Source organism: Lutibacter maritimus (assembly GCF_900116115.1).
Taxonomy (GTDB): domain Bacteria; phylum Bacteroidota; class Bacteroidia; order Flavobacteriales; family Flavobacteriaceae; genus Lutibacter; species Lutibacter maritimus.
In genome coordinates this window covers 538,797-557,775 of sequence record NZ_FOZP01000001.1, presented here as the reverse complement: position 1 = coordinate 557,775, position 18,979 = coordinate 538,797, and the positions used below count along the sequence as shown (strand labels likewise).

The 18,979-nt window shown below is 27.9% G+C and carries 18 protein-coding genes; 8 read left to right on the top strand and 10 right to left on the bottom strand.

The window, feature by feature from the left end:
* Positions 1–56: 56 nt before the first annotated feature.
* Positions 57–170 (top strand): alginate lyase family protein, encoded by a 114-nt coding sequence (locus tag BM335_RS15650; protein ID WP_177219139.1) that lies wholly within the window; start codon positions 57–59, stop codon positions 168–170.
* A gap of 50 nt (positions 171–220) precedes the next feature.
* Here the strand turns inward: BM335_RS15650 and BM335_RS02700 are convergent, their stop codons facing one another.
* Together BM335_RS02700 and BM335_RS02695 are read right to left on the bottom strand one after the other, a co-directional pair.
* Positions 221–682, bottom strand: a complete 462-nt coding sequence (locus BM335_RS02700; protein WP_090222855.1) for a TspO/MBR family protein — start codon at positions 680–682, stop codon at positions 221–223.
* A gap of 57 nt (positions 683–739) precedes the next feature.
* Positions 740–1,153, bottom strand: coding sequence for a 6-pyruvoyl trahydropterin synthase family protein (locus tag BM335_RS02695; protein ID WP_090222853.1), 414 nt, complete (start codon positions 1,151–1,153; stop codon positions 740–742).
* A gap of 174 nt (positions 1,154–1,327) precedes the next feature.
* Between BM335_RS02695 and BM335_RS02690 the strand changes: the two genes are divergently transcribed.
* The 3 genes from BM335_RS02690 to BM335_RS02680 all read left to right on the top strand — a co-directional run bounded on the left by BM335_RS02690 (position 1,328) and on the right by BM335_RS02680 (position 5,557).
* Positions 1,328–1,987, top strand: coding sequence for a TetR family transcriptional regulator C-terminal domain-containing protein (locus tag BM335_RS02690; protein WP_090222851.1), 660 nt, complete (start codon positions 1,328–1,330; stop codon positions 1,985–1,987).
* A gap of 7 nt (positions 1,988–1,994) precedes the next feature.
* Positions 1,995–3,305, top strand: a complete 1,311-nt coding sequence (locus BM335_RS02685; protein WP_090222849.1) for an ABC1 kinase family protein — start codon at positions 1,995–1,997, stop codon at positions 3,303–3,305.
* Positions 3,306–3,508: 203 nt separating this feature from the next.
* Positions 3,509–5,557, top strand: a complete 2,049-nt coding sequence (locus BM335_RS02680) for an ATP-binding protein (protein WP_090222846.1) — start codon at positions 3,509–3,511, stop codon at positions 5,555–5,557.
* 112 nt (positions 5,558–5,669) lie between these two features.
* Here BM335_RS02680 and BM335_RS02675 read toward each other — a convergent pair whose 3' ends face one another.
* The 8 genes from BM335_RS02675 to BM335_RS02640 form a co-directional block, all read right to left on the bottom strand.
* Positions 5,670–6,815 carry an MFS transporter gene (locus BM335_RS02675; protein ID WP_090222843.1) on the bottom strand — a complete coding sequence of 382 codons (1,146 nt, stop codon included), beginning with the start codon at positions 6,813–6,815 and terminating at the stop codon, positions 5,670–5,672.
* Positions 6,816–7,012: 197 nt separating this feature from the next.
* Positions 7,013–7,426: a hypothetical protein gene (locus BM335_RS02670; protein ID WP_090222840.1), complete on the bottom strand. Its 414-nt coding sequence runs from the start codon at positions 7,424–7,426 to the stop codon at positions 7,013–7,015.
* Between the two features lie 113 nt (positions 7,427–7,539).
* Complete coding sequence (locus tag BM335_RS02665) at positions 7,540–8,580, bottom strand: agmatine deiminase family protein (RefSeq protein ID WP_090222838.1); 1,041 nt, start codon at positions 8,578–8,580, stop codon at positions 7,540–7,542.
* 1 nt (position 8,581) lies between these two features.
* On the bottom strand, positions 8,582–9,469 hold the full coding sequence (locus BM335_RS02660; RefSeq protein WP_090222836.1) for a carbon-nitrogen hydrolase: 888 nt from the start codon (positions 9,467–9,469) through the stop codon (positions 8,582–8,584).
* Positions 9,470–9,502: 33 nt separating this feature from the next.
* Positions 9,503–9,721, bottom strand: coding sequence for a VF530 family protein (locus tag BM335_RS02655; protein WP_090222833.1), 219 nt, complete (start codon positions 9,719–9,721; stop codon positions 9,503–9,505).
* Between the two features lie 10 nt (positions 9,722–9,731).
* Positions 9,732–11,270, bottom strand: a complete 1,539-nt coding sequence (locus BM335_RS02650) for an SDR family NAD(P)-dependent oxidoreductase (protein ID WP_090222830.1) — start codon at positions 11,268–11,270, stop codon at positions 9,732–9,734.
* 154 nt (positions 11,271–11,424) lie between these two features.
* On the bottom strand, positions 11,425–12,978 hold the full coding sequence (locus tag BM335_RS02645; RefSeq protein WP_090222827.1) for a DEAD/DEAH box helicase: 1,554 nt from the start codon (positions 12,976–12,978) through the stop codon (positions 11,425–11,427).
* A 147-nt stretch (positions 12,979–13,125) separates the two neighbouring features.
* Positions 13,126–14,244, bottom strand: coding sequence for a DEAD/DEAH box helicase (locus BM335_RS02640; protein ID WP_090222825.1), 1,119 nt, complete (start codon positions 14,242–14,244; stop codon positions 13,126–13,128).
* Between the two features lie 137 nt (positions 14,245–14,381).
* Here BM335_RS02640 and BM335_RS02635 point away from each other — a divergent pair, with 137 nt between their 5' ends.
* The 4 genes from BM335_RS02635 (at position 14,382) to lysA (ending at position 18,653) form a co-directional block, all read left to right on the top strand.
* A complete protein-coding gene (locus BM335_RS02635; RefSeq protein ID WP_090222822.1) occupies positions 14,382–15,419 on the top strand; it encodes a sialidase family protein in 1,038 nt (345 codons plus the stop codon).
* 18 nt (positions 15,420–15,437) lie between these two features.
* Positions 15,438–15,995, top strand: coding sequence for a hypothetical protein (locus BM335_RS02630; protein ID WP_090222819.1), 558 nt, complete (start codon positions 15,438–15,440; stop codon positions 15,993–15,995).
* Positions 15,996–16,058: 63 nt separating this feature from the next.
* Positions 16,059–17,291, top strand: a complete 1,233-nt coding sequence (gene pepT, locus BM335_RS02625) for a peptidase T (protein WP_090222816.1) — start codon at positions 16,059–16,061, stop codon at positions 17,289–17,291.
* 153 nt (positions 17,292–17,444) lie between these two features.
* Positions 17,445–18,653: a diaminopimelate decarboxylase gene (lysA, locus tag BM335_RS02620; RefSeq protein ID WP_090222814.1), complete on the top strand. Its 1,209-nt coding sequence runs from the start codon at positions 17,445–17,447 to the stop codon at positions 18,651–18,653.
* The last annotated feature ends 326 nt before the right edge of the window (positions 18,654–18,979 follow it).

Here is an 18,979-nt window from a genome sequence, read left to right as displayed (position 1 = left end):
AATTTACAACATCTGTAAAGTGTATTAATTATTTATGTATACTTTTAGTTTCGATTATGATACAAAAAAATCTTTTTTATAGTTCTTTTAACTTACAAGCATTAGCTAATATTGCAGTAATAGCTGATAAATTAGGATTGGATATGTGGCAAGATGAAACAGAAGATTAAAAGAGTTTGTTTTTAGCTTTAAATTATTTAACGCTGCTATTTTAAATATTTTAATTTTTTAAATAAGCATATATATTTAAAGAATTTGCAACAAGTAACCAAATAAAATAAGGCGCAATTAATAAGGATTTTTTACCCATATCAGCATTAAAATTGAATAAAAAGTAACCAACTAAAATTGTTAATGATATTAATATAAATAGCGCAACTCCAATCATATGTATATTAAAGAAGAAATAGTTCCAAGAGATATTCAGAACAAACTGTATAAAAAATAAAATCCAAATATAAGTTACTGGTTTATAACCTACAAGCGAAGTCATGTAAAATGAAAAACACAGCATAATTGTTGTCCAAGCTACTCCAAAAAGCCAACCTGGCGGACTCCAAGGTGCCTTATTTAAATTTAAATACCAGTTGGTTGTTGGTCCTTTATCCATTAGCCAACTTCCAATAGCTAATGCTCCAAAATTTAGTATTAAAAAAAGTAAAAGCAATTTATAATTATACATAATGTTGTTTTTAAGATTTCTTTTCCACTTATAATTTATATTTCTATAAATTTATCATTAAAAAGGAAATTCTACAAAATTTCTTGGAGTTTCATATAATTTTATTTTTAACTCTAAATCATTACCTATATGTTTTTTAAGTAAAAAATAAATAACCATTGCAATATTTTCTGCTGTTGGATTTAACTCTTTAAATTCTTCCACATCTAAATTTAAGTTTTTATGATCAAATTTATCAAGCACTTCAGTTTTAATGATGTCTGACAGAATTTTTGTATCTATCACGTAACCAGTTTCGCTATTTACAAATCCTATTACTTTAACTTCTAATTCATAATTGTGCCCATGAAAATTGGGATTATTACATTTCCCAAAAATCTCAATATTTTTTTTGTCAGACCAATTTACATTGTGCAATCTGTGCGCGGAATTAAAATGTTCCTTTCGCACTACAGCTGTTTTAAATTTCATAATTATTGTTTAATTATATATATTCAAAGTTAAACATAAGCTTTATAATATATTTTTAAAAATAATCATTATTATTTATTATTTAATAGTTAATAACAATAGTAATATATTTTGTATTCAAAAATATATTGTTTAATTTACAGATATATACATTAAACAAAAAACTCTAAAAAAATGGTTAAAAAATCAATAATTACAGAATCCAGATTAATAGAATTTTATATGGATTATGTTTTAAAACATAATAAACAACCTGCATCTGTCTATATTTTTTCTAAAGAAAATAATTTTGATGAGGCACTTTTCTATAATTTTTATGCAAATTTTAATGCTGTTGAAAAATCAATTTTTAATGAATTCTTTAAAAACACATTACAAATTTTAACTAAAAATGATGATTATGAAACTTATGATTCAAGAACAAAACTTTTAAGTTTTTACTATACTTTTTTTGAAAATTTAACTGCAAATAGAAGTTATGTAGTTTACGCTTTAAATAAACACAAAAACAGTTTAAAAAACTTAAGCGCATTACAAGAATTAAAAAAATCATTTTTAGCATTTATAGATACTTTAGAATTTGAAACCTTTAAAATTGAGCAAGAAACAATTGCAAAAATGCAAGAAATGGGAATAAAAGAGTCTTATTGGATTCAGCTTTTATTAACATTAAAATTTTGGTTAGATGATAGTTCTGCAGGGTTTGAAAAAACTGATATTTTTATTGAAAAATCTGTAAATACTAGTTTTGATTTAATGGATATTAAACCATTAAAAAGTGCTATAGATTTTGGTAAATTTTTATTAAAAGAAAAAATGAATTTTAAAGTTTAAGCTGTAGATGAAAACAATTGATAAAATACCTGTTACCAAAATTCAAAGAGCATCTAAATTAGCGCAAACTGGTGCAAAAGTTGGCATAAATTACATTAAATATTATGGCGATAAATTAATATCATCAGAAGTTGAAGCAAAACAAAGATTAAATCAAAACAATGCTGAAGATATTTATGATGGTTTAAAAAAACTTAAAGGAAGTGCACTTAAGGTTGCTCAAATGTTAAGTATGGAAAAGAGTATTTTACCGCAGGCTTATGTAGAAAAATTTTCATTGGCACAATTTTCTGTCCCTCCTCTTTCAGCACCTTTAGTGGTAAAAACTTTTAAAAATTATTTTGGAAAAACTCCCAATGAAATTTTTGACGAATTTAATCCGAATTCAGTAAATGCAGCAAGCATTGGTCAAGTTCATAAAGCTAAAAAGGATGGTAAAACTTTAGCTGTAAAAATTCAATATCCTGGAGTTGCGGGAAGTATTGCTTCCGATTTAGCTTTGGTTAAACCAATTGCTATGAGTATGTTTAATATTAAAGGTAAAAATTCTGATAAGTATTTTAAAGAAGTAGAAAATAAATTAATTGAAGAAACAAATTATATTTTAGAAATTGAACAAAGTAAGGCTGTTGTTGCAGCTTGTGAGCATATTCCTAATTTAAAATTTCCTAATTATTATGAAAATTTATCTTCTGAAAGAATTATTACAATGGATTGGATGCATGGAATACATTTATCTGAATTTACTGCAATTAATAATAATGAGAATTTAGCAAATCAACTTGGACAAGCGTTGTGGGATTTTTACATGTTTCAAATTCATGAGCTTAAAAAAGTACACGCCGATCCGCATCCAGGAAATTTTTTAGTTTCAAACGATGGCAATTTAATTGCATTGGATTTTGGTTGTATGAAAAGTATTCCAGAATCGTTTTATATTCCATATTTTGAACTTGCAAATAAAAATAATCTTGAAAATAAATCTTATTTTCAAGAAAAATTATTTGAATTAGAAATTTTAAAAATAGAAGATTCGCCTGAAGAAATAATATTTTTTAATGAAATGTTTCACGAAATGTTAAGTTTGTTTACACAACCATTTCATCAGCAATATTTTGATTTTTCTAATCCTGAATTCTTTGGTAAAATTGCAGAATTAGGTGAGCGATATTCTAAAAATACGGAATTACGTAAAATGAATGGTAATAGAGGTTCTAAACACTTCATTTATATTTATAGAACTTTTTTTGGTTTGTATAATTTAATGTTTGATTTAAAATCAAATAAAATTAAAATTCAAAATTTCAAATCACTATAATAATTCATTATTCAACAAATAAAACTAAAAATTATAATTTTCAGGTTCATATAAAAAATTTTATAAAGTCATTTATTGTTTTTTTTCAATGCTTTTTATTAAAAAACTTAAAACAAGTTCATTTAAAAAAGAAGATTAAATATTTTTTTTAAATACTATTTAATCTTAAAATCTTTCTTAATTTTGAAGAAACCCTTTTTACAATGAAACTTCGTTTATTAACTTCCATACTTTTATTGTTTTTAATAATTAATAAATCACATGCTCAATATAAAGTAATGTTTGGTAATGATTATCCGCCTTACAATTATTTAAATGATAAAGGTGAATTAGTAGGTTTTAATGTAGATATATTAAATGCCATAAAAAAATTATACAAAACACCTATAAATGTTGAAGCTAGTGATTGGAAAACAATTAATGACTATTTAAGCAAAGACAGTATTCAAGGTATTGGAGGTGCTAACTTTCCGGGGTATTCAGATGATTATATTTACACTAGATCTGCAATAAATACATCGCATTGTTTTTTTTATAATACAAACTTCACTTCTAAATTTTCACTTGAAATTTTAAGAACAACTAAAGAGCCTTTAGTAGGTATTTGGAAAAATGAAGTACTAAGTCATTATGTACTATCAATTAACCCAACAGCAAAGTTTATTTATGTAAATGATTACAATAGTCTTTTAAAACTAATTGATAGAAAGGAAGTTACATGTATTTTTGGACAACGAGTTGGAGCGATGTATTATGCTAAACAACTTGGTAAAGATTATGTGAGGCCTTTAGAACATCGAATTTTAGAACGCAATATGGGTTTTAAAGTTTCTAAAAATGCACCAGAGTTGGCCAAATTATTAGACAATGGATTAGAAATTATTTTAGCGAATGGAGAATATCAAAAAATATATGATAAATGGATTGCAGCATATGATAAAGATTATAATTCACCCCAAATTAATTTAAAATACATACTCTTTATTGGTGCTTTTGTTAGTTTACTTGTATTTTCATTACTAATTTTTAATCGTGTTTTACAAATACGTGTTCAAGAAAAAACACAAGATTTAAGAGATCAGCTCCAATTAAATTCAGAAATGATGATAGAGCTTGAAAAACAAAAAAACATTGCTGAAGAAAGTGATAAAATGAAATCTGCTTTTTTAGCTAATATGAGTCACGAAATTAGAACACCAATGAATGGTATTTTGGGTTTTGCGGAACTTTTAAAAACAAACTCCTACTCTGTTGAAAAACAAGCACAATTTATTGGAATTATTCAGCAAAGTGGTAATAGAATGCTTGAAACTATTAATAATATTATTGATGTTTCAAAACTAGAATCGGGTCTTGAAAAACTAATTATTAAACAAGTAAACATTAAAAAAGTTATAGATGAACTTATAGACTTTTTTACTATTGAAGCAAAAAAGAAAGGATTAAAACTCACTTTAATTGAAGACACTTCGGGTTTAACTCAACCATTTTTTACAGATGAATACAAACTAAATTCAATACTTACAAATCTTATTAAAAATGCATTAAAATTTACAAAAGATGGGTTTGTAGAAATTTCGTATAAATTAACTAATGAGTTTGCTGAATTTAAAATTTCTGATAGTGGTATTGGAATACCATATGATAAACAAGCCTCCATTTTTGAACAATTTGTTCAAGCAGATTATTCACATTCAAGTGGTTTTGAAGGATCAGGTTTGGGACTTTCCATATCAAAAGGATATGTTACTCTTTTAAAAGGTAATTTAAAATTAGAATCAATTCCAGCAAAAGGAACAACATTTTATGTAAGCATTCCTAATTCTGTTTCTAATACTAATCATATAGATCAAGATATAGCACAACAATCATCAAACAACATACACTTAAAAAAACATAATTTTATAGTGGCTGAAGATGATGAAACTTCTTTTTACTTTTTAGAACAAATTTTAGAGCCTTTTTCAAACAAAATTATAAGAGCAAAAGATGGTAAAGAAGCTATTGAAAAAATTAAAGAATTCCCAGATACATCCATTATATTAATGGATATAAAAATGCCAAAACTTAATGGTTTTGAAGCAACCGAAGCAATAAGAAAATTTAATAAAAAAGTGTTTATTATTGCACAATCTGCTTATATTCAGGAAAGTATTCAAATTAGTGCTACTAAAGCTGGTTGTAATGCATTCATTTCAAAACCAATTGATAAGCAAAAGTTATATCAACTGTTAGAAATGGTTAAAGTTTAAATTTCTAAATAAATAAAATTATTAGCAATAAATTACTTTTCTTAAATTGTTGGGTTCATAAAATATTTAGCTAAGCTACTTTCATTTTAGTGACTTTAAATAGTTTTCCCAATTATTTCATTGCATCTTTTTGAGTATTGAAAAATAATTGCGAAATAGGAATAATTAATAATCCTGATATTAAAAATAAAACAAACGCTGTTTTTAAATTAAATAAATGCGCTAAATAGCCAACTAATGGCGGACCTAAAAGCATTCCAACAATTCCATAAGTTGTAATTATTGAAACTATTAAACCTGCAGAATATTTTTTTGATTTTCCAGCTAAAGCATATGTCATTGGAATAATTGCCGCTACTCCAATACCAACTAAACTAAACCCAATAATTGCTGGCCAAAAATAAGGGAAAATAATAACCATACTAATTCCTGATGAAATAAAAGTAGCACTTATAACATACGCTTTTTTCATACCTATTACATCAATAATTTTATCGGAAACAAATCTAGAAAATGCCATAAAAAACATAAAAATAAAATATCCTAAGGTAAAAACATCTTCTTTAATAACTTCTTTAAAGTAAACACCGCTCCAATCAAACATACCTCCTTCACACACTGCTGCTAAAAAAACTAAAATACCTAAAAGTAAAATAAATGTATCGGGTTTTCCAATAATTAATTTATTTCCAGTAGTTGGTTTATCACTTTTCATTAAAAACTGATAAGAAATTAAAGCAATAGTTAGTGAAAAAATAGCAATAATTAGCAAGTGGTGCTTCATTGTTACATCAAATTTTACCATTAAGGTTGAAAAGCCAACACCAATTAAACCACCTAAACTCCACAAACCATGAAATGAACCTATAATTTTTTTTTGAAATGTATTTTGAAGGGCTATTGATTGTGTATTTATGGCAATATTAATAATTCTCATACTAAATGAAAATAAAAATAATGAAACTGATAAAAAGAGTATATTATTTGAATATCCAATAAAAAATAACGCTAAACTGTAAAATATAAAGGAAACTATAAGCGGATTTCTACTGTTAAATTTTGAAACCAACCAACCAGAAAAAGGCAATCCAATTAAAGAGCTAATTGGCATTATAAATAATAAGTTACCTAATTCAGCTTCATTTAAATTGTAAAATATTTTTATAGTAGGTATTCTTGAGGCCCAAGTTGCAAAGCAAACTCCTGATAAAAAGAAATAAGCACTTAGTGAAATTCGTTGTTTTATTTTTAATTCCATTCACACATTAAATAAAATGCAAAAGTGCATCCTTATTTTTTAAAAATAAAAATTAAAAGCTGTTATTTTTAAATAATTTTATGCTTTAGCTTTATCAATTTCAAAAGAAATAACACAATTTTTAAAACGTTATTTCATCAAGTTATTTTTTGAAAAAAATAATTAAGGATAGATAATAAATAAAGTGTGAGAAGCAATTAACTCATTGTTACATAGTCATCATCTTCAAATTCATTTTCTTTAAATTCAACATTTAAATAATCTAAACTTGCTTTTAAAGTTGAAAAAACTTCTACTTTATTTTTAAAATGAGGGTCTTCTTTTACTAAAATTGAAAACATGGTAGAATTTGGTGTTTCTGTCAAAATTGCCCATTTAAAATTTGGTGGTAATGGTTCTCTTTTAAGTACTTCAACATAATCCATCATTTCATCAAAAGTCATTTTAAAATCGGCACCAATAAGGTTTGTTAAAACTTTATAAACAACAAAAATCTTTGGATCATTACGATAAGATTTATGGAATTCATATAATTTTGATGCAGTAATTGTATTATTCAGCACATCAACTAACAGAAATCTTTCTTGGTAAATCTTATACTTTAAACTCATTTTGTTAGTTTTTTATACATCATACTTTAAATATAAAATAAAAAATAAGATATTCAAAATATAAAAATATAATGTATTGCAATCGTGTTTTAAAATAAATATTAAAGAAAAATTTAGCTAGGAATTTGTTGGCTTAAACAATGTAGCGTACCAAATCCCCAGATTAAATCTATTGCGCTAATACCTATTATTTGTCTATCTGGAAAACAGTTGGCAATTGTATTTAAAGCAATTCTATCCTTACCATCGTTAAAAGTTGGTACTAATACAGTTTTATTTAATATTAAAAAGTTTGCATAACTAGCCGGAATTTGAATTCCATCAAAAATAAGTGGATTTGGCATTGGAAGTGTCACTATTTTTGGAGATTTCCCATTCTCTAGTTTAGCGTTTTGCAGCCTTTTTAAATTATCTTGTAAAGGTTTGTAATTTGCATCTTTTTCATTTTCTTCCACAACAGTAATTATGGTATCTTCATTTACAAATCTACATAAATCATCAATATGCCCGTGCGTATCATCACCAACAATTCCATCACCTAACCAAATAACATTGTTAATCCCCAAATATTCTTTAAAAACAGCTTCGTAATCTTCTTTTTTAAAACCTTTATTTCTTACTTGAATTGCTGGATGTAATAAACATTCTTCTGATGTTAATAGCGTTCCTTTGCCGTTAACATCAATTGCACCACCTTCTACAATTACAGGTTTTCCTTTGTAAGTAACTTGTGTTAAAGGAATATTTAAAAAGTTTGAAACATGTTTAGGAACGTATTTATCTAACTGATAATTAGTGTATTTAGCCCAACCGTTAAAGTTAAAGTTTAAAGCTTCTCTACCATTTTCATTGTAAACAATTATAGGGCCAGAATCACGCATCCAACTACGGTTTGTTTTATAAATGATAAATGAAACATTAGAAACATTTACATGAGCAGTTTCTAACATTTGTACAACTTTGGCTTTTAATTTTTCTGTAGCCACTACCAAAATAACTTCTTCAACAGTAGCAACTTTTTTAATAAATTCTACAAAAGCCCATTGAATTGCTTCATATTTTCCTGGCCAATCGTTTCCATTATGAGGAAAACATAGTAAAATACCTTGTTGTTTTTCCCATTCAGCAGGAAATCTTCTAGTTGAATTTACCATTTTAATCTATTGATCTTTTAATAATTTCACCATAGGAATCAATTCTTCTATCTCTAAAAAACGGCCAATTCTGACGTACATTTTCTTGTAAATCTAAATCAACTTCAGCAATTAAAATTTCTTCCTTATCGTGCGAAGCTTGAGCCAGAATTTCTCCTTGTGGTCCAGCAATAAATGAAGATCCCCAAAATTCAATTCCTTCTGTTCCTGGAATATATTTTTCTAATCCAATTCTATTTGCTGCAGCAACATACACACCATTTGCAACAGCATGACCTTTCATAACATTCATCCAAGCTCCGTGTTGATTTACGCCATATTGCTCTTTTTCAGTTGGATGCCAACCAATTGCTGTTGGATAAAATAACACTTCTGCACCTTGTAGCGCTGTTAATCTAGCTGCTTCAGGATACCATTGATCCCAACAAATTAATGTTCCAATTTTTCCTTTTTTAGTTGGAAATGCTTTAAAACCAATATCTCCAGGTGTAAAATAGAATTTTTCATAAAAATGTGGATCGTCTGGTATATGCATTTTTCGATATAAACCGGCTTCACTTCCATCAGTATCAATAATATATGCACTGTTGTGATAAATACCAGCCATTCTTTTCTCAAAGAAAGGAACAATAATTACAACACCTAATTCCTTTGCTAATGCACTAAAAGCTATAAATGAAGTACCATATAATTCTTCTGCAATAGAAAAATTAGCTGTGTCTTCACTTTGGCAAAAATAATGACTACTGTACAATTCTGGTAGCAATATAACTTCAGCACCTTTAGCGGCAGCATCTTTTATCCAGCTGATACATTTTTTTAAATTATTCTCTGCAACATCATTTAAATTTAGCTGAATTACAGCAATTTTATAGGTTTTATTTGGCATTTTAATAGCTTTTAGAATGTAAAAATATAAATTTTATTTTATTGAGCGTATATAAAGTTTTTCAACTTTTTCACGCGCCCAAGGTGTTTTTCGTAAAAAAGTTAAACTAGATTTTATGGTTGGATTAGATCTAAAACAGTTAATTTTTATTCTTTTTCCTAACTCTTCCCAACCATACTCTGCAACTAAATACTGAACAATTTCAGCTAGTTTTATCCCATGTAACGGATCGTTTGGATGTTGTTCGCTCATAATTATAAATTTACCAATCTATTGGACGATAATCTTTTAAAAACTTACCACACCAATGTTTTCCTGTATTAATTCCATCAATTAATGGATCCATAACTCTTGCAGCTCCATCAACAATATCTAAAGGTGGTTGAAAATCGTGTACTTCAATTTTATGTTTTGATAAATCTACTGGATCTTCATCGGTTACCCAACCCGTATCAACAGCATTCATATAAATTCCAAAATTTGCCAAGGTTGATGCTGATGTATGTGTAAGCATATTTAAGGCAGCTTTTGCCATGTTTGTGTGTGGGTGACGGTCTTGTTTTCTAAATCTATGGAATTTTCCCTCCATTGCAGAAACATTTATGATATGCTTTTTACCGGTATTATCTTTTTTCATTAATTCTCCAAGTCGGTTACACAACACAAATGGCGCAATAGAATTAACCAGTTGAACTTCAACCATTTCTGTAGTTTCAATTTCTCCAATACGCAGGCGCCAACTATTAGTTTTACGCAAATCAACTTGTTGCAAATCTGCATCTAATTGTCCTTCTGGAAACACTTCGCTTGCCGCCAAAGAGTTATCAAAACTATACGGAATTTGTGATAATTTAGCAGATGCTCTTAAACCAATTCCAGGCTCAATACCGTGCCAAGTTACTGGCATATTTTTATTGGTTGAAACAGTTTCAGTCAACAATTTTAATTCATTTAAACAATTAATATGATTGGATAACAAATCTTGTGCAGATTTCGGTAAATGCTCAAATGGCATTTCTTCTTTTTCCATTAAATGATGAAAAAATCCTGCTGGTCTTCTTACCGTTTGCGCGGCGTTATTTATTAAAATATCTAATCTATCGTACTGTTGTTCAATATAATTACAAAAAATCTCTACACTAGGAATATGTCGTAAATCTAACCCGTGAATTTTTAAACGATCTTTCCACTTGCTATAATCATCTTCTTTTGAAAAACGTAAAGCAGAATCTACAGGAAAACGTGTAGTGGCTACAACCGTTGCTCCAGCACGTAATAACATTAAAGTTATATGATACCCAATTTTTAAACGAGAACCTGTAATAACAGCTACTTGTCCAGTTAAATCTGCGGTTTGAAAACGTTTTGCATAGTTAAAGTCGCCACATTCTGTACACATTGTATCGTAAAAATGATGCAATTTTGTAAATTCTGCTTTACAAACGTAACAATTACGAGGAGATTCTAGTTCAAGTTCCTTTTCATTTTGCCCAGTTAAATCAATCATTATAGGCGCCGAAAACACACTTGCTTCTCGAGCACTTCTTATACCCGTTTCTTTACGAGCATGCCTATCCTTGGCAATCATTTTTCGTTTTTCAGCTTTTTTAGCGTCTTTTTTTCTTCTAGAAAACTCGTCTCTATCTGGGCGTGTTAGTAGTCCAGCCGCTTTAATAAGTGCAACTCTCTTTTCTTCTGAAAGTTCAAAAAGTTGATTGGTATCAATAACTAATTGCTGTAAAATTGCAATACAAGAATCTAATTGTTCATCGCTAATTTTAGAAAGATTCGGCTGATTCATTTTATTAATTTAAAGGTGCAAATATAATTGAAATAGCAAATAAAAAGACTTAAATTTTAAAAATGTAATTGACTGAATTATAGCCTAAAAAACATTTTTTTAACTATAACCAATTACTTTTTTAAAAAATATTGATATTTAGCAGTAATAACTTTTAATCTTCTGGAGGATAGCCATTTATTTCTTCAAAAATAGTATCGAAATTTTCTAGAAGATAGGCTCTTAATTTTTTTCTATAATCATCATTCAGCCAATCAATAAAGTTTTTGGTGCTTTTACAAATACACCTGATATATTGTTGAATTCTATATTCAATATCTTCACCTAATTGATTCATTAAAATTAATGCATCATAAACATCTTCACTGTTTTCAACACAAATTTTTGCGTGTTGTATAATAGAACGTTTTAAAACTTCTTTTGAAGATTCACCACTTTGGATAGCATCAACATACGTACTTTTAATATCAAAATACACAACTTCTGATTTAGCAAACTGCGCTCGTAATTCAGGAGACATCTCATATCTAAAATTGCTTTCTAGCTCCTCGTCATTAATTAAATTATCTAAATAATAATTTGGAGATTTGAATATTTTTTGCCAGTTTAAATTTGAGCCCCACATTCCAAATCTATGGAAATTATTTCCTAAATCTATGACGTTAAAGGTTGTTTTGTCTTTTAAAATACGAGATCCTCTTCCAATCATTTGATAGTATAATGTGAGTGATCTAGTTGCTCTATTTAAAATTATGGTATCAACAGTTGGTTCATCAAAACCAGTAGTTAAAATACTTACAGATGTTAATATTGCATTAGGTGTTTTTTTAAACCAACGTAAAATATGTTCTCTTTCTTTTTTTGATGATGTATTATCTAAATGTGCAATTTCATAACCTGCAGCTCTGAAAGTGTGATAAACGTTGAGTGATGTATTAATTCCGTTATTGAAAATTAAGGTTTTTTTACCTTTAGAACGCTCTTCGTACGCTTCTAAAAGTTTTCCTAACATTTCATTATTGGTATATAAATCATCTGATGATTTTACCGTATAATCGCCATTTGCACCAACAACTAATGAAGTTAATCCAACATTATAAGAATAGGTAATTGCGCGTGCTAAAAAGTTACTTTCAATTAATGACTCAATAGATTCTCCAACAATTAATTCTTCATAATTATCATTCATTGGAAGTTGAATGTTTGAACTTAATGGCGTTGCAGTTACACCTAAAAAGAATGCTTTTGAAAAAAACTTAAAAATTTTAGTAAATGAGTTGTAATGAGCTTCATCAATAATTACCAATCCAACATCAGAAATATCTAACTTATTATCATTCAATCTATTATTTAAAGTTTCAACCATTGCTACAAAGCAAGAATATAAATGTTGATCATCTAAATTAGCTTTGCTATGAATTACTTTATTTACCACCTCAAATTCTGTAAGCATTTTAGATGTTTGCTTACATAATTCAATTCTGTGAGTTAATATTAAAACTTTTTTATTGTGATTTTTTAAATATTGCCTTACTATTTCAGAGAAAATAACTGTTTTTCCTCCTCCAGTAGGCAATTGAAATAGTAGATGATAATCTTCTCTGGCTTCATCAAAACGCTTAAATATCTTCTCTATAGCTTCTCTTTGATAGCTATATAAGTCTTTACCCGTTTTTCTTTCTTCTAATTCAGTAGATCTTACAGACACATTTTTGATTTTAGTAATAGCTTGTAAAAATACAACGAATTATAGGCTTTTACCTAATAATTTAGATAAAAAATATTTTTTGAATTAAATTTTGGTATAAAAAGTTCTGTTGGCTTATAAATTATTATGACAATAAGCAACTTAAATTTAAACAGTTATTTGCATAAATTTAATACCCAATTCTTTTTGAATTTCTTGAATTTTATTTATTTCGTTTGGTAAAATTAAGGCAATTGAAAATCCAGTTTTACCAGCTCTAGCAGTTCTTCCGCTTCGATGGGTGTAGTATTCTAATTGTTCTGGTAATTGATGATGTATAATGAATGCTAAATTATTTACATCAATTCCACGGGCAGAAACATCTGTAGAAATTAAAACCTGTAAACTTCCGTTTTTAAAAGCACGCATAACTTTATCGCGTTCTTTTTGTTGCATATCGCCTTCTAACGCTTCAACAGAAAACCCTTCTTCTTTTAAAGTGGCAGTTAAACTTTGTGTACCCGCTTTGGTTCTACAAAATATAATTCCTCTATCAGTTTGTCTTCTTTCTAATAGTTTAATTATAAGGTTTACTTTTTCTTTAATATCCGTTTGTATAAATTGATGTGTAATTTTTGCATTTACCAATGCATTTTTATTTACAGCTATTTTTGGAGCATCTCCATCAATATAAGTTTTTATAATTTTTTGAATTTCTGTAGGCATAGTAGCTGAAAATAACCATGTATTTCTAGAGCCGCTTGTGTATTTTAAAATTCTGTTTAAATCTAGTTTAAAGCCCATATTTAACATTTCATCAGCTTCATCTAAAATTAAGGTGTTAATTTTCTTTAAATCAACTTCTCCTCTTTCAATTAAATCTATAAGTCTGCCAGGTGTTGCAACAATAATATGCGTGGTTCTTTTTAAAGAACTTAATTGTTTTTCTATTTTTTCACCACCATACACGCCCTCTACAAAAATTTTCTTATCAGCATATTTTGTAAACTTAAATAGCTGCTTTTTAATTTGTTGCACTAATTCTCTTGTTGGAGCTAAAATAAGTCCCTGTATTGATGGTAAATCTGGATTAATAGTATGCAATAAAGGTATTCCAAAAGCGGCTGTTTTTCCAGTTCCAGTTTGTGCTAATCCAACAAAATCGGTTTTAGATTTTAGTAAAATTGGAATTGTTTTTTCCTGAATTTCAGTCGGATTTTTAATTCCAAGTTCTTTAAGTGCAGCTATATACTGCTTTTGTACTCCTAATTCTAAAAATGTTGACATACCTTTTATTTTAAGGCTGCAAATGTACACTTTATTATATAAATCACTTGTTTCTTTAAATTTAGAAAATTTAAAAGTATTTATACCACAAAGTATCCACAATTTTTTAAGTATTTTTGTATGTAAATTTTAAAAATATGAAACTAAAAACTAGTTTAATTTTTGCTTTAATTATATTGTTTTCTTGTGAAAAAACATATACTCCAAGAGAAAATGTAACCGTTTCCATAGAAAAATTTAAGATAGACAGTACAAGTATTAGAGCAATAGAAATTATTAATGATTCTACAATTGTTTATGCGGGTTCTATAGGAGATTTAGGTATAATTTCTGGCTCTGGAAAATTAAAATCAACTCAAAAAATTGTAACCGATACTATTATTCCACATTTTAGAGCATTGGCGTATACAAAAGAAGCTGTATATGCTTTAAATGTTGGAAATCCTGCCTTATTATATCAATATAAAAATAACAATATTGATATTGTGTATAAAGAAGAAAATGATAAGGTTTTTTACGATTCTATGCAGTTTTTTGATGAATTAAACGGTATTGCAATGGGAGATCCAACAGATAGTTGCCTTTCTATTTTAATAACCCGTGATGGCGGAAACACTTGGGGAAAAATTAACTGTGACATTTTACCAAAAGTTGAGCTAGGAGAAGCCGCTTTTGCTGCAAGTAATACAAATATTGCTATTGTTGGAGAAAATGCGTGGATTGTATCAGGAGGTTTAAAAGCACGTGTTTTTCATAGTTCAGATATGGGTTTAACTTGGAAAGTTTATGACACTCCAATAATTCAAGGAAAACCTACAACTGGTATTTATTCTGTTGCTTTCGCAAACGAATATGAAGGAATTATTTGTGGTGGTGATTATACCAATAAATTTGGAAATTCCGCAAATAAAGCTATTACAAAAGATGGTGGGCGAACTTGGAAACTTGTCTCAGAAAATAAAGAACCTCAATACGTTAGTTGTGTGCAATATGTTCCTGAAACCGATGGAAAGGAAATTTTTGCTGTATCTACAAACGGAATTTTTTATTCAAATAATGCGGGTGAAAATTGGAAAAAAGTAAGTGATGAAGGTTTTTACACTATTAGAATTGTTAATAAAAATACTGCGTGGCTTTCTGGAGAAGAAGTTATTGCTAAAATGACAATACAATAATTATTTAAACGTAAAAACATGAGAAAGTTTAGCGTATTTTTTTTATTAATAATTGTAATTATAAGTTGTAAAAAAGAATCAGATTTAAGTAAAGAGTTTGATTGTGATTATGAAGGGTTAAGTAATTTAAAAACGTATTCAGACTTTAAAAATAACTTTAAGATACATATTCCAACTTCTTGGAAAACAACTAAATATTATTCTGATGTGCAGTCGGAAATTTTTACAGCAGATACTTTAAAACAACTTACTGAAACCTATATTTTAAAAACCTCATATGCTTTAGGTTCACTTAATTTTGATACAGATTTCTATCAAAAAACGGATTCAATTATTCATCAAAATAACTTAAAAAAAATAAAATCAGGAACCACTACATTTATTGAATTACCTACTTTTTGGTATGTTGTAAAAGGTGAGAAAAATGGTTTTTCATATCATCAATTTAACTTAATATCAAAAAAAGGTGATCTCGCCTACTTCACTGCTTCAGTAGAAATTTATGGCGATTTAAATGTTAATGAACGTATTTGTGAATCCTTAGCTTTATTAGAAAAAATTGAATTTTTACAATAATTTAAGACATTTACATTGTAAATACTTATTCGAATACTTACTTTTGATAAAAAATTATAAATAATGCAAAAAATAATAGATCGCTTCGTAAAATATATTAAGGTAGATACACAATCTGACCCAGAAAATCCTGCTTTTCCAAGCACTGAAAAACAATGGGATTTAGCTAAAATTTTGGTAGAAGATTTAAAAGAAATTGGAATGGAAGATGTTACGTTAGATGACAATTGTTATATAATGGCAACTTTACCTTCAAACGTAGATTTTGAAGTTCCTGTAATTGGTTTTATAGCACATATTGATACAAGTCCAGATTATACTGGCACAAATGTAAATCCACAATTTTATCCAAATTATGATGGAAAAGATATTGTTTTAAATAAGGAACAAAATATCGTGTTATCTCCAAGTTATTTTGATGATTTATTGTTATACAAAGGTCAAACTTTAATAACAACCGATGGTACTACCCTTTTAGGTGCTGATGATAAAGCTGGTGTTACTGAAATTGTATCTGCTATGGAATATTTAATTCAACATCCTGAAATTAAGCACGGTAAAATTAGAATTGGCTTTACTCCTGATGAAGAAGTTGGTAAAGGTGCGCATATGTTTGATGTTGATAAATTTGGTGCAGAATGGGCATACACAATGGATGGAAGTCAGGTTGGTGAGTTAGAATTTGAAAATTTTAATGCAGCTGGTGCCAAAGTTACTATCAACGGAAAAATTGTACATCCTGGTTATGCAAAAGGAAAAATGATTAATTCAATGCTTATTGCAAATGATTTTATTTCAGGGTTACCAAAAAATGAAGTTCCTGAAAAAACTGAAGGGTATGAAGGTTTTTACCATTTACATACTATGGAAGGTGAAGTTGAAAAAACCAATCTGGAATATATTATTAGAGACCACGATATAAAATTATTTGAAGAAAGAAAAGCTACTTTTCAAAAAGTTGCTGATGACTTAAATAAAAAATTAGGTTCAAATATAGTTGAAGTTGAAATTAAAGATCAATATTTTAATATGCGTGAAAAAATTGAGCCAGTAATGCATATTGTTGATATTGCGGAAGAAGCAATGAAACAGTTAAATATTAAGCCATTAATTAAAGCAATTCGTGGCGGAACAGATGGTTCTCAACTTTCTTATAAAGGGTTGCCTTGTCCAAATATTTTTGCTGGAGGTCATAACTTCCACGGAAGATATGAATACGTTCCTGCAGAATCTTTAAAACTAGCTACTGATGTAATCATTAAAATAGCACAAATAACTACAGAAAGAGCTCAATAGTTTTTTTAAAAAAAATATTTTAAAAGGAAATGTTAAAATTTACATTTCCTTTTTTTATTGTATTTAACAAGTTGTTAAATATTGTTATTTTCTCAAATTATATTTTTAAAACTAATTTGGTTTTATACATTTGAAACTTCTAAAATTAACTAAATGGAAAATCAATTATTGGTATCACTTTCTGAAAAATACGGAAGTCCTCTTTATGTTTATGATGCTGAAAAAATTATTTCGCAATACAACAGAATTACAAGCGCATTTGCTAATGTTAAAAGCTTAAAACTAAATTATGCTGTTAAGGCAAACTCAAACATTAGTATTCTAAAACTTTTTAAAAAATTAAACTCAGGTATTGATACCGTTTCAATTCAAGAAGTGAAATTAGGGTTAGAAGCCGGTTTTGCTCCTGAAGATATTATTTTTACTCCTAATGGTGTTTCTTTAGAAGAGATTGAAGAAGTAGCAAAATTAGGTGTTCAAATTAATATTGATAACATTTCTATTTTAGAGCAATTTGGGTATCATTATCCAAATATTCCTGTTTGTGTTCGAATAAATCCACACATTATGGCTGGCGGAAATCATAAAATTTCTGTGGGTCATATTGACTCTAAATTCGGAATTTCAATTCATCAATTACCATTAATTAATAGAGTTGTTGATAATACAGGAATGACAATTAATGGAATTCATACACACACAGGTTCTGATATATTAGATATTGATGTGTTTTTAGCGGCTACTGAAATTATTTTAAATACAGCCAAAGATTTTAAAGATTTAGAATTTATTGATTTAGGAAGTGGATTTAAAGTTCCTTATAAAGAAGGCGATATTTCAACCAATATTGAAGAATTAGGAGAACGTTTGTCTAAACGATTTAATAAATTCTGTAAAGAATACGGAAAAGAGTTAACCTTAATGTTTGAGCCTGGTAAGTTTTTGGTAAGTGAAGCTGGTAGTTTTTTAGTAAATGTTAATGTTGTAAAACAAACAACATCAACTGTATTTGCTAGTGTAGATAGCGGTTTTAACCATTTAATCAGACCAATGATGTATGATAGTTACCACCATATTCACAATATTTCAAATCCAAATGGCAGAGAACGCTACTATTCTGTAGTTGGTTATATTTGTGAAACAGATACTTTTGGAAGCAATAGAAGAATTAGTGAAATTAGAGAAGGTGATGTTTTATGTTTTAACAATGCCGGAGCCTATTGTTTCTCAATGTCATCAAACTATAATTCGCGTTTTAAACCTGCTGAAGTGTTGGTGTATAATGGCAAGGATTATTTGATAAGAAAAGAAGAAACTTTTGAAGATTTATTAAAAAATCAGATAATTATTGATATAGAATAAAAGAACAACTCCGGAATTTATTTCGGAGTTTTTTATTATTCGTAAAAAGTACTTTGAAATATTAGTTAGAATATAGTTGAATTGTAATAAAAATAAAATTTCAACAAAAATTAAGATAAAAGTTTGCTGTTTTAAAAAAACAAGTAAATTTGTGGTATGCAAAATCAAAAATCAAATATTAATTTATTAAACACACAAATTGTGTGTGATTTTACAATTGCTATTACTACAACTACAACAACCCTTTAGGGGTTCTATTCTATTCATATCATCGTATTTATATTCGTTTTCATTAAAAAATGAAACAAGGAATATTATTAAAAAAC

Coding starts and splice junctions, on each gene's coding strand:
- BM335_RS02655 (WP_090222833.1), bottom strand. CDS start 9,721: ATGAGCGAACAACATCCAAACGATCCGTTACATGGGATAAAACTAGCT.
- lysA (WP_090222814.1), top strand. CDS start 17,445: ATGGAAAATCAATTATTGGTATCACTTTCTGAAAAATACGGAAGTCCT.
- BM335_RS02685 (WP_090222849.1), top strand. CDS start 1,995: ATGAAAACAATTGATAAAATACCTGTTACCAAAATTCAAAGAGCATCT.
- BM335_RS15650 (WP_177219139.1), top strand. CDS start 57: ATGATACAAAAAAATCTTTTTTATAGTTCTTTTAACTTACAAGCATTA.
- BM335_RS02675 (WP_090222843.1), bottom strand. CDS start 6,815: ATGGAATTAAAAATAAAACAACGAATTTCACTAAGTGCTTATTTCTTT.
- BM335_RS02650 (WP_090222830.1), bottom strand. CDS start 11,270: ATGAATCAGCCGAATCTTTCTAAAATTAGCGATGAACAATTAGATTCT.
- BM335_RS02670 (WP_090222840.1), bottom strand. CDS start 7,426: ATGAGTTTAAAGTATAAGATTTACCAAGAAAGATTTCTGTTAGTTGAT.
- BM335_RS02695 (WP_090222853.1), bottom strand. CDS start 1,153: ATGAAATTTAAAACAGCTGTAGTGCGAAAGGAACATTTTAATTCCGCG.
- BM335_RS02635 (WP_090222822.1), top strand. CDS start 14,382: ATGAAACTAAAAACTAGTTTAATTTTTGCTTTAATTATATTGTTTTCT.
- BM335_RS02700 (WP_090222855.1), bottom strand. CDS start 682: ATGTATAATTATAAATTGCTTTTACTTTTTTTAATACTAAATTTTGGA.
- pepT (WP_090222816.1), top strand. CDS start 16,059: ATGCAAAAAATAATAGATCGCTTCGTAAAATATATTAAGGTAGATACA.
- BM335_RS02690 (WP_090222851.1), top strand. CDS start 1,328: ATGGTTAAAAAATCAATAATTACAGAATCCAGATTAATAGAATTTTAT.
- BM335_RS02640 (WP_090222825.1), bottom strand. CDS start 14,244: ATGTCAACATTTTTAGAATTAGGAGTACAAAAGCAGTATATAGCTGCA.
- BM335_RS02665 (WP_090222838.1), bottom strand. CDS start 8,580: ATGGTAAATTCAACTAGAAGATTTCCTGCTGAATGGGAAAAACAACAA.
- BM335_RS02660 (WP_090222836.1), bottom strand. CDS start 9,469: ATGCCAAATAAAACCTATAAAATTGCTGTAATTCAGCTAAATTTAAAT.
- BM335_RS02680 (WP_090222846.1), top strand. CDS start 3,509: ATGAAACTTCGTTTATTAACTTCCATACTTTTATTGTTTTTAATAATT.
- BM335_RS02630 (WP_090222819.1), top strand. CDS start 15,438: ATGAGAAAGTTTAGCGTATTTTTTTTATTAATAATTGTAATTATAAGT.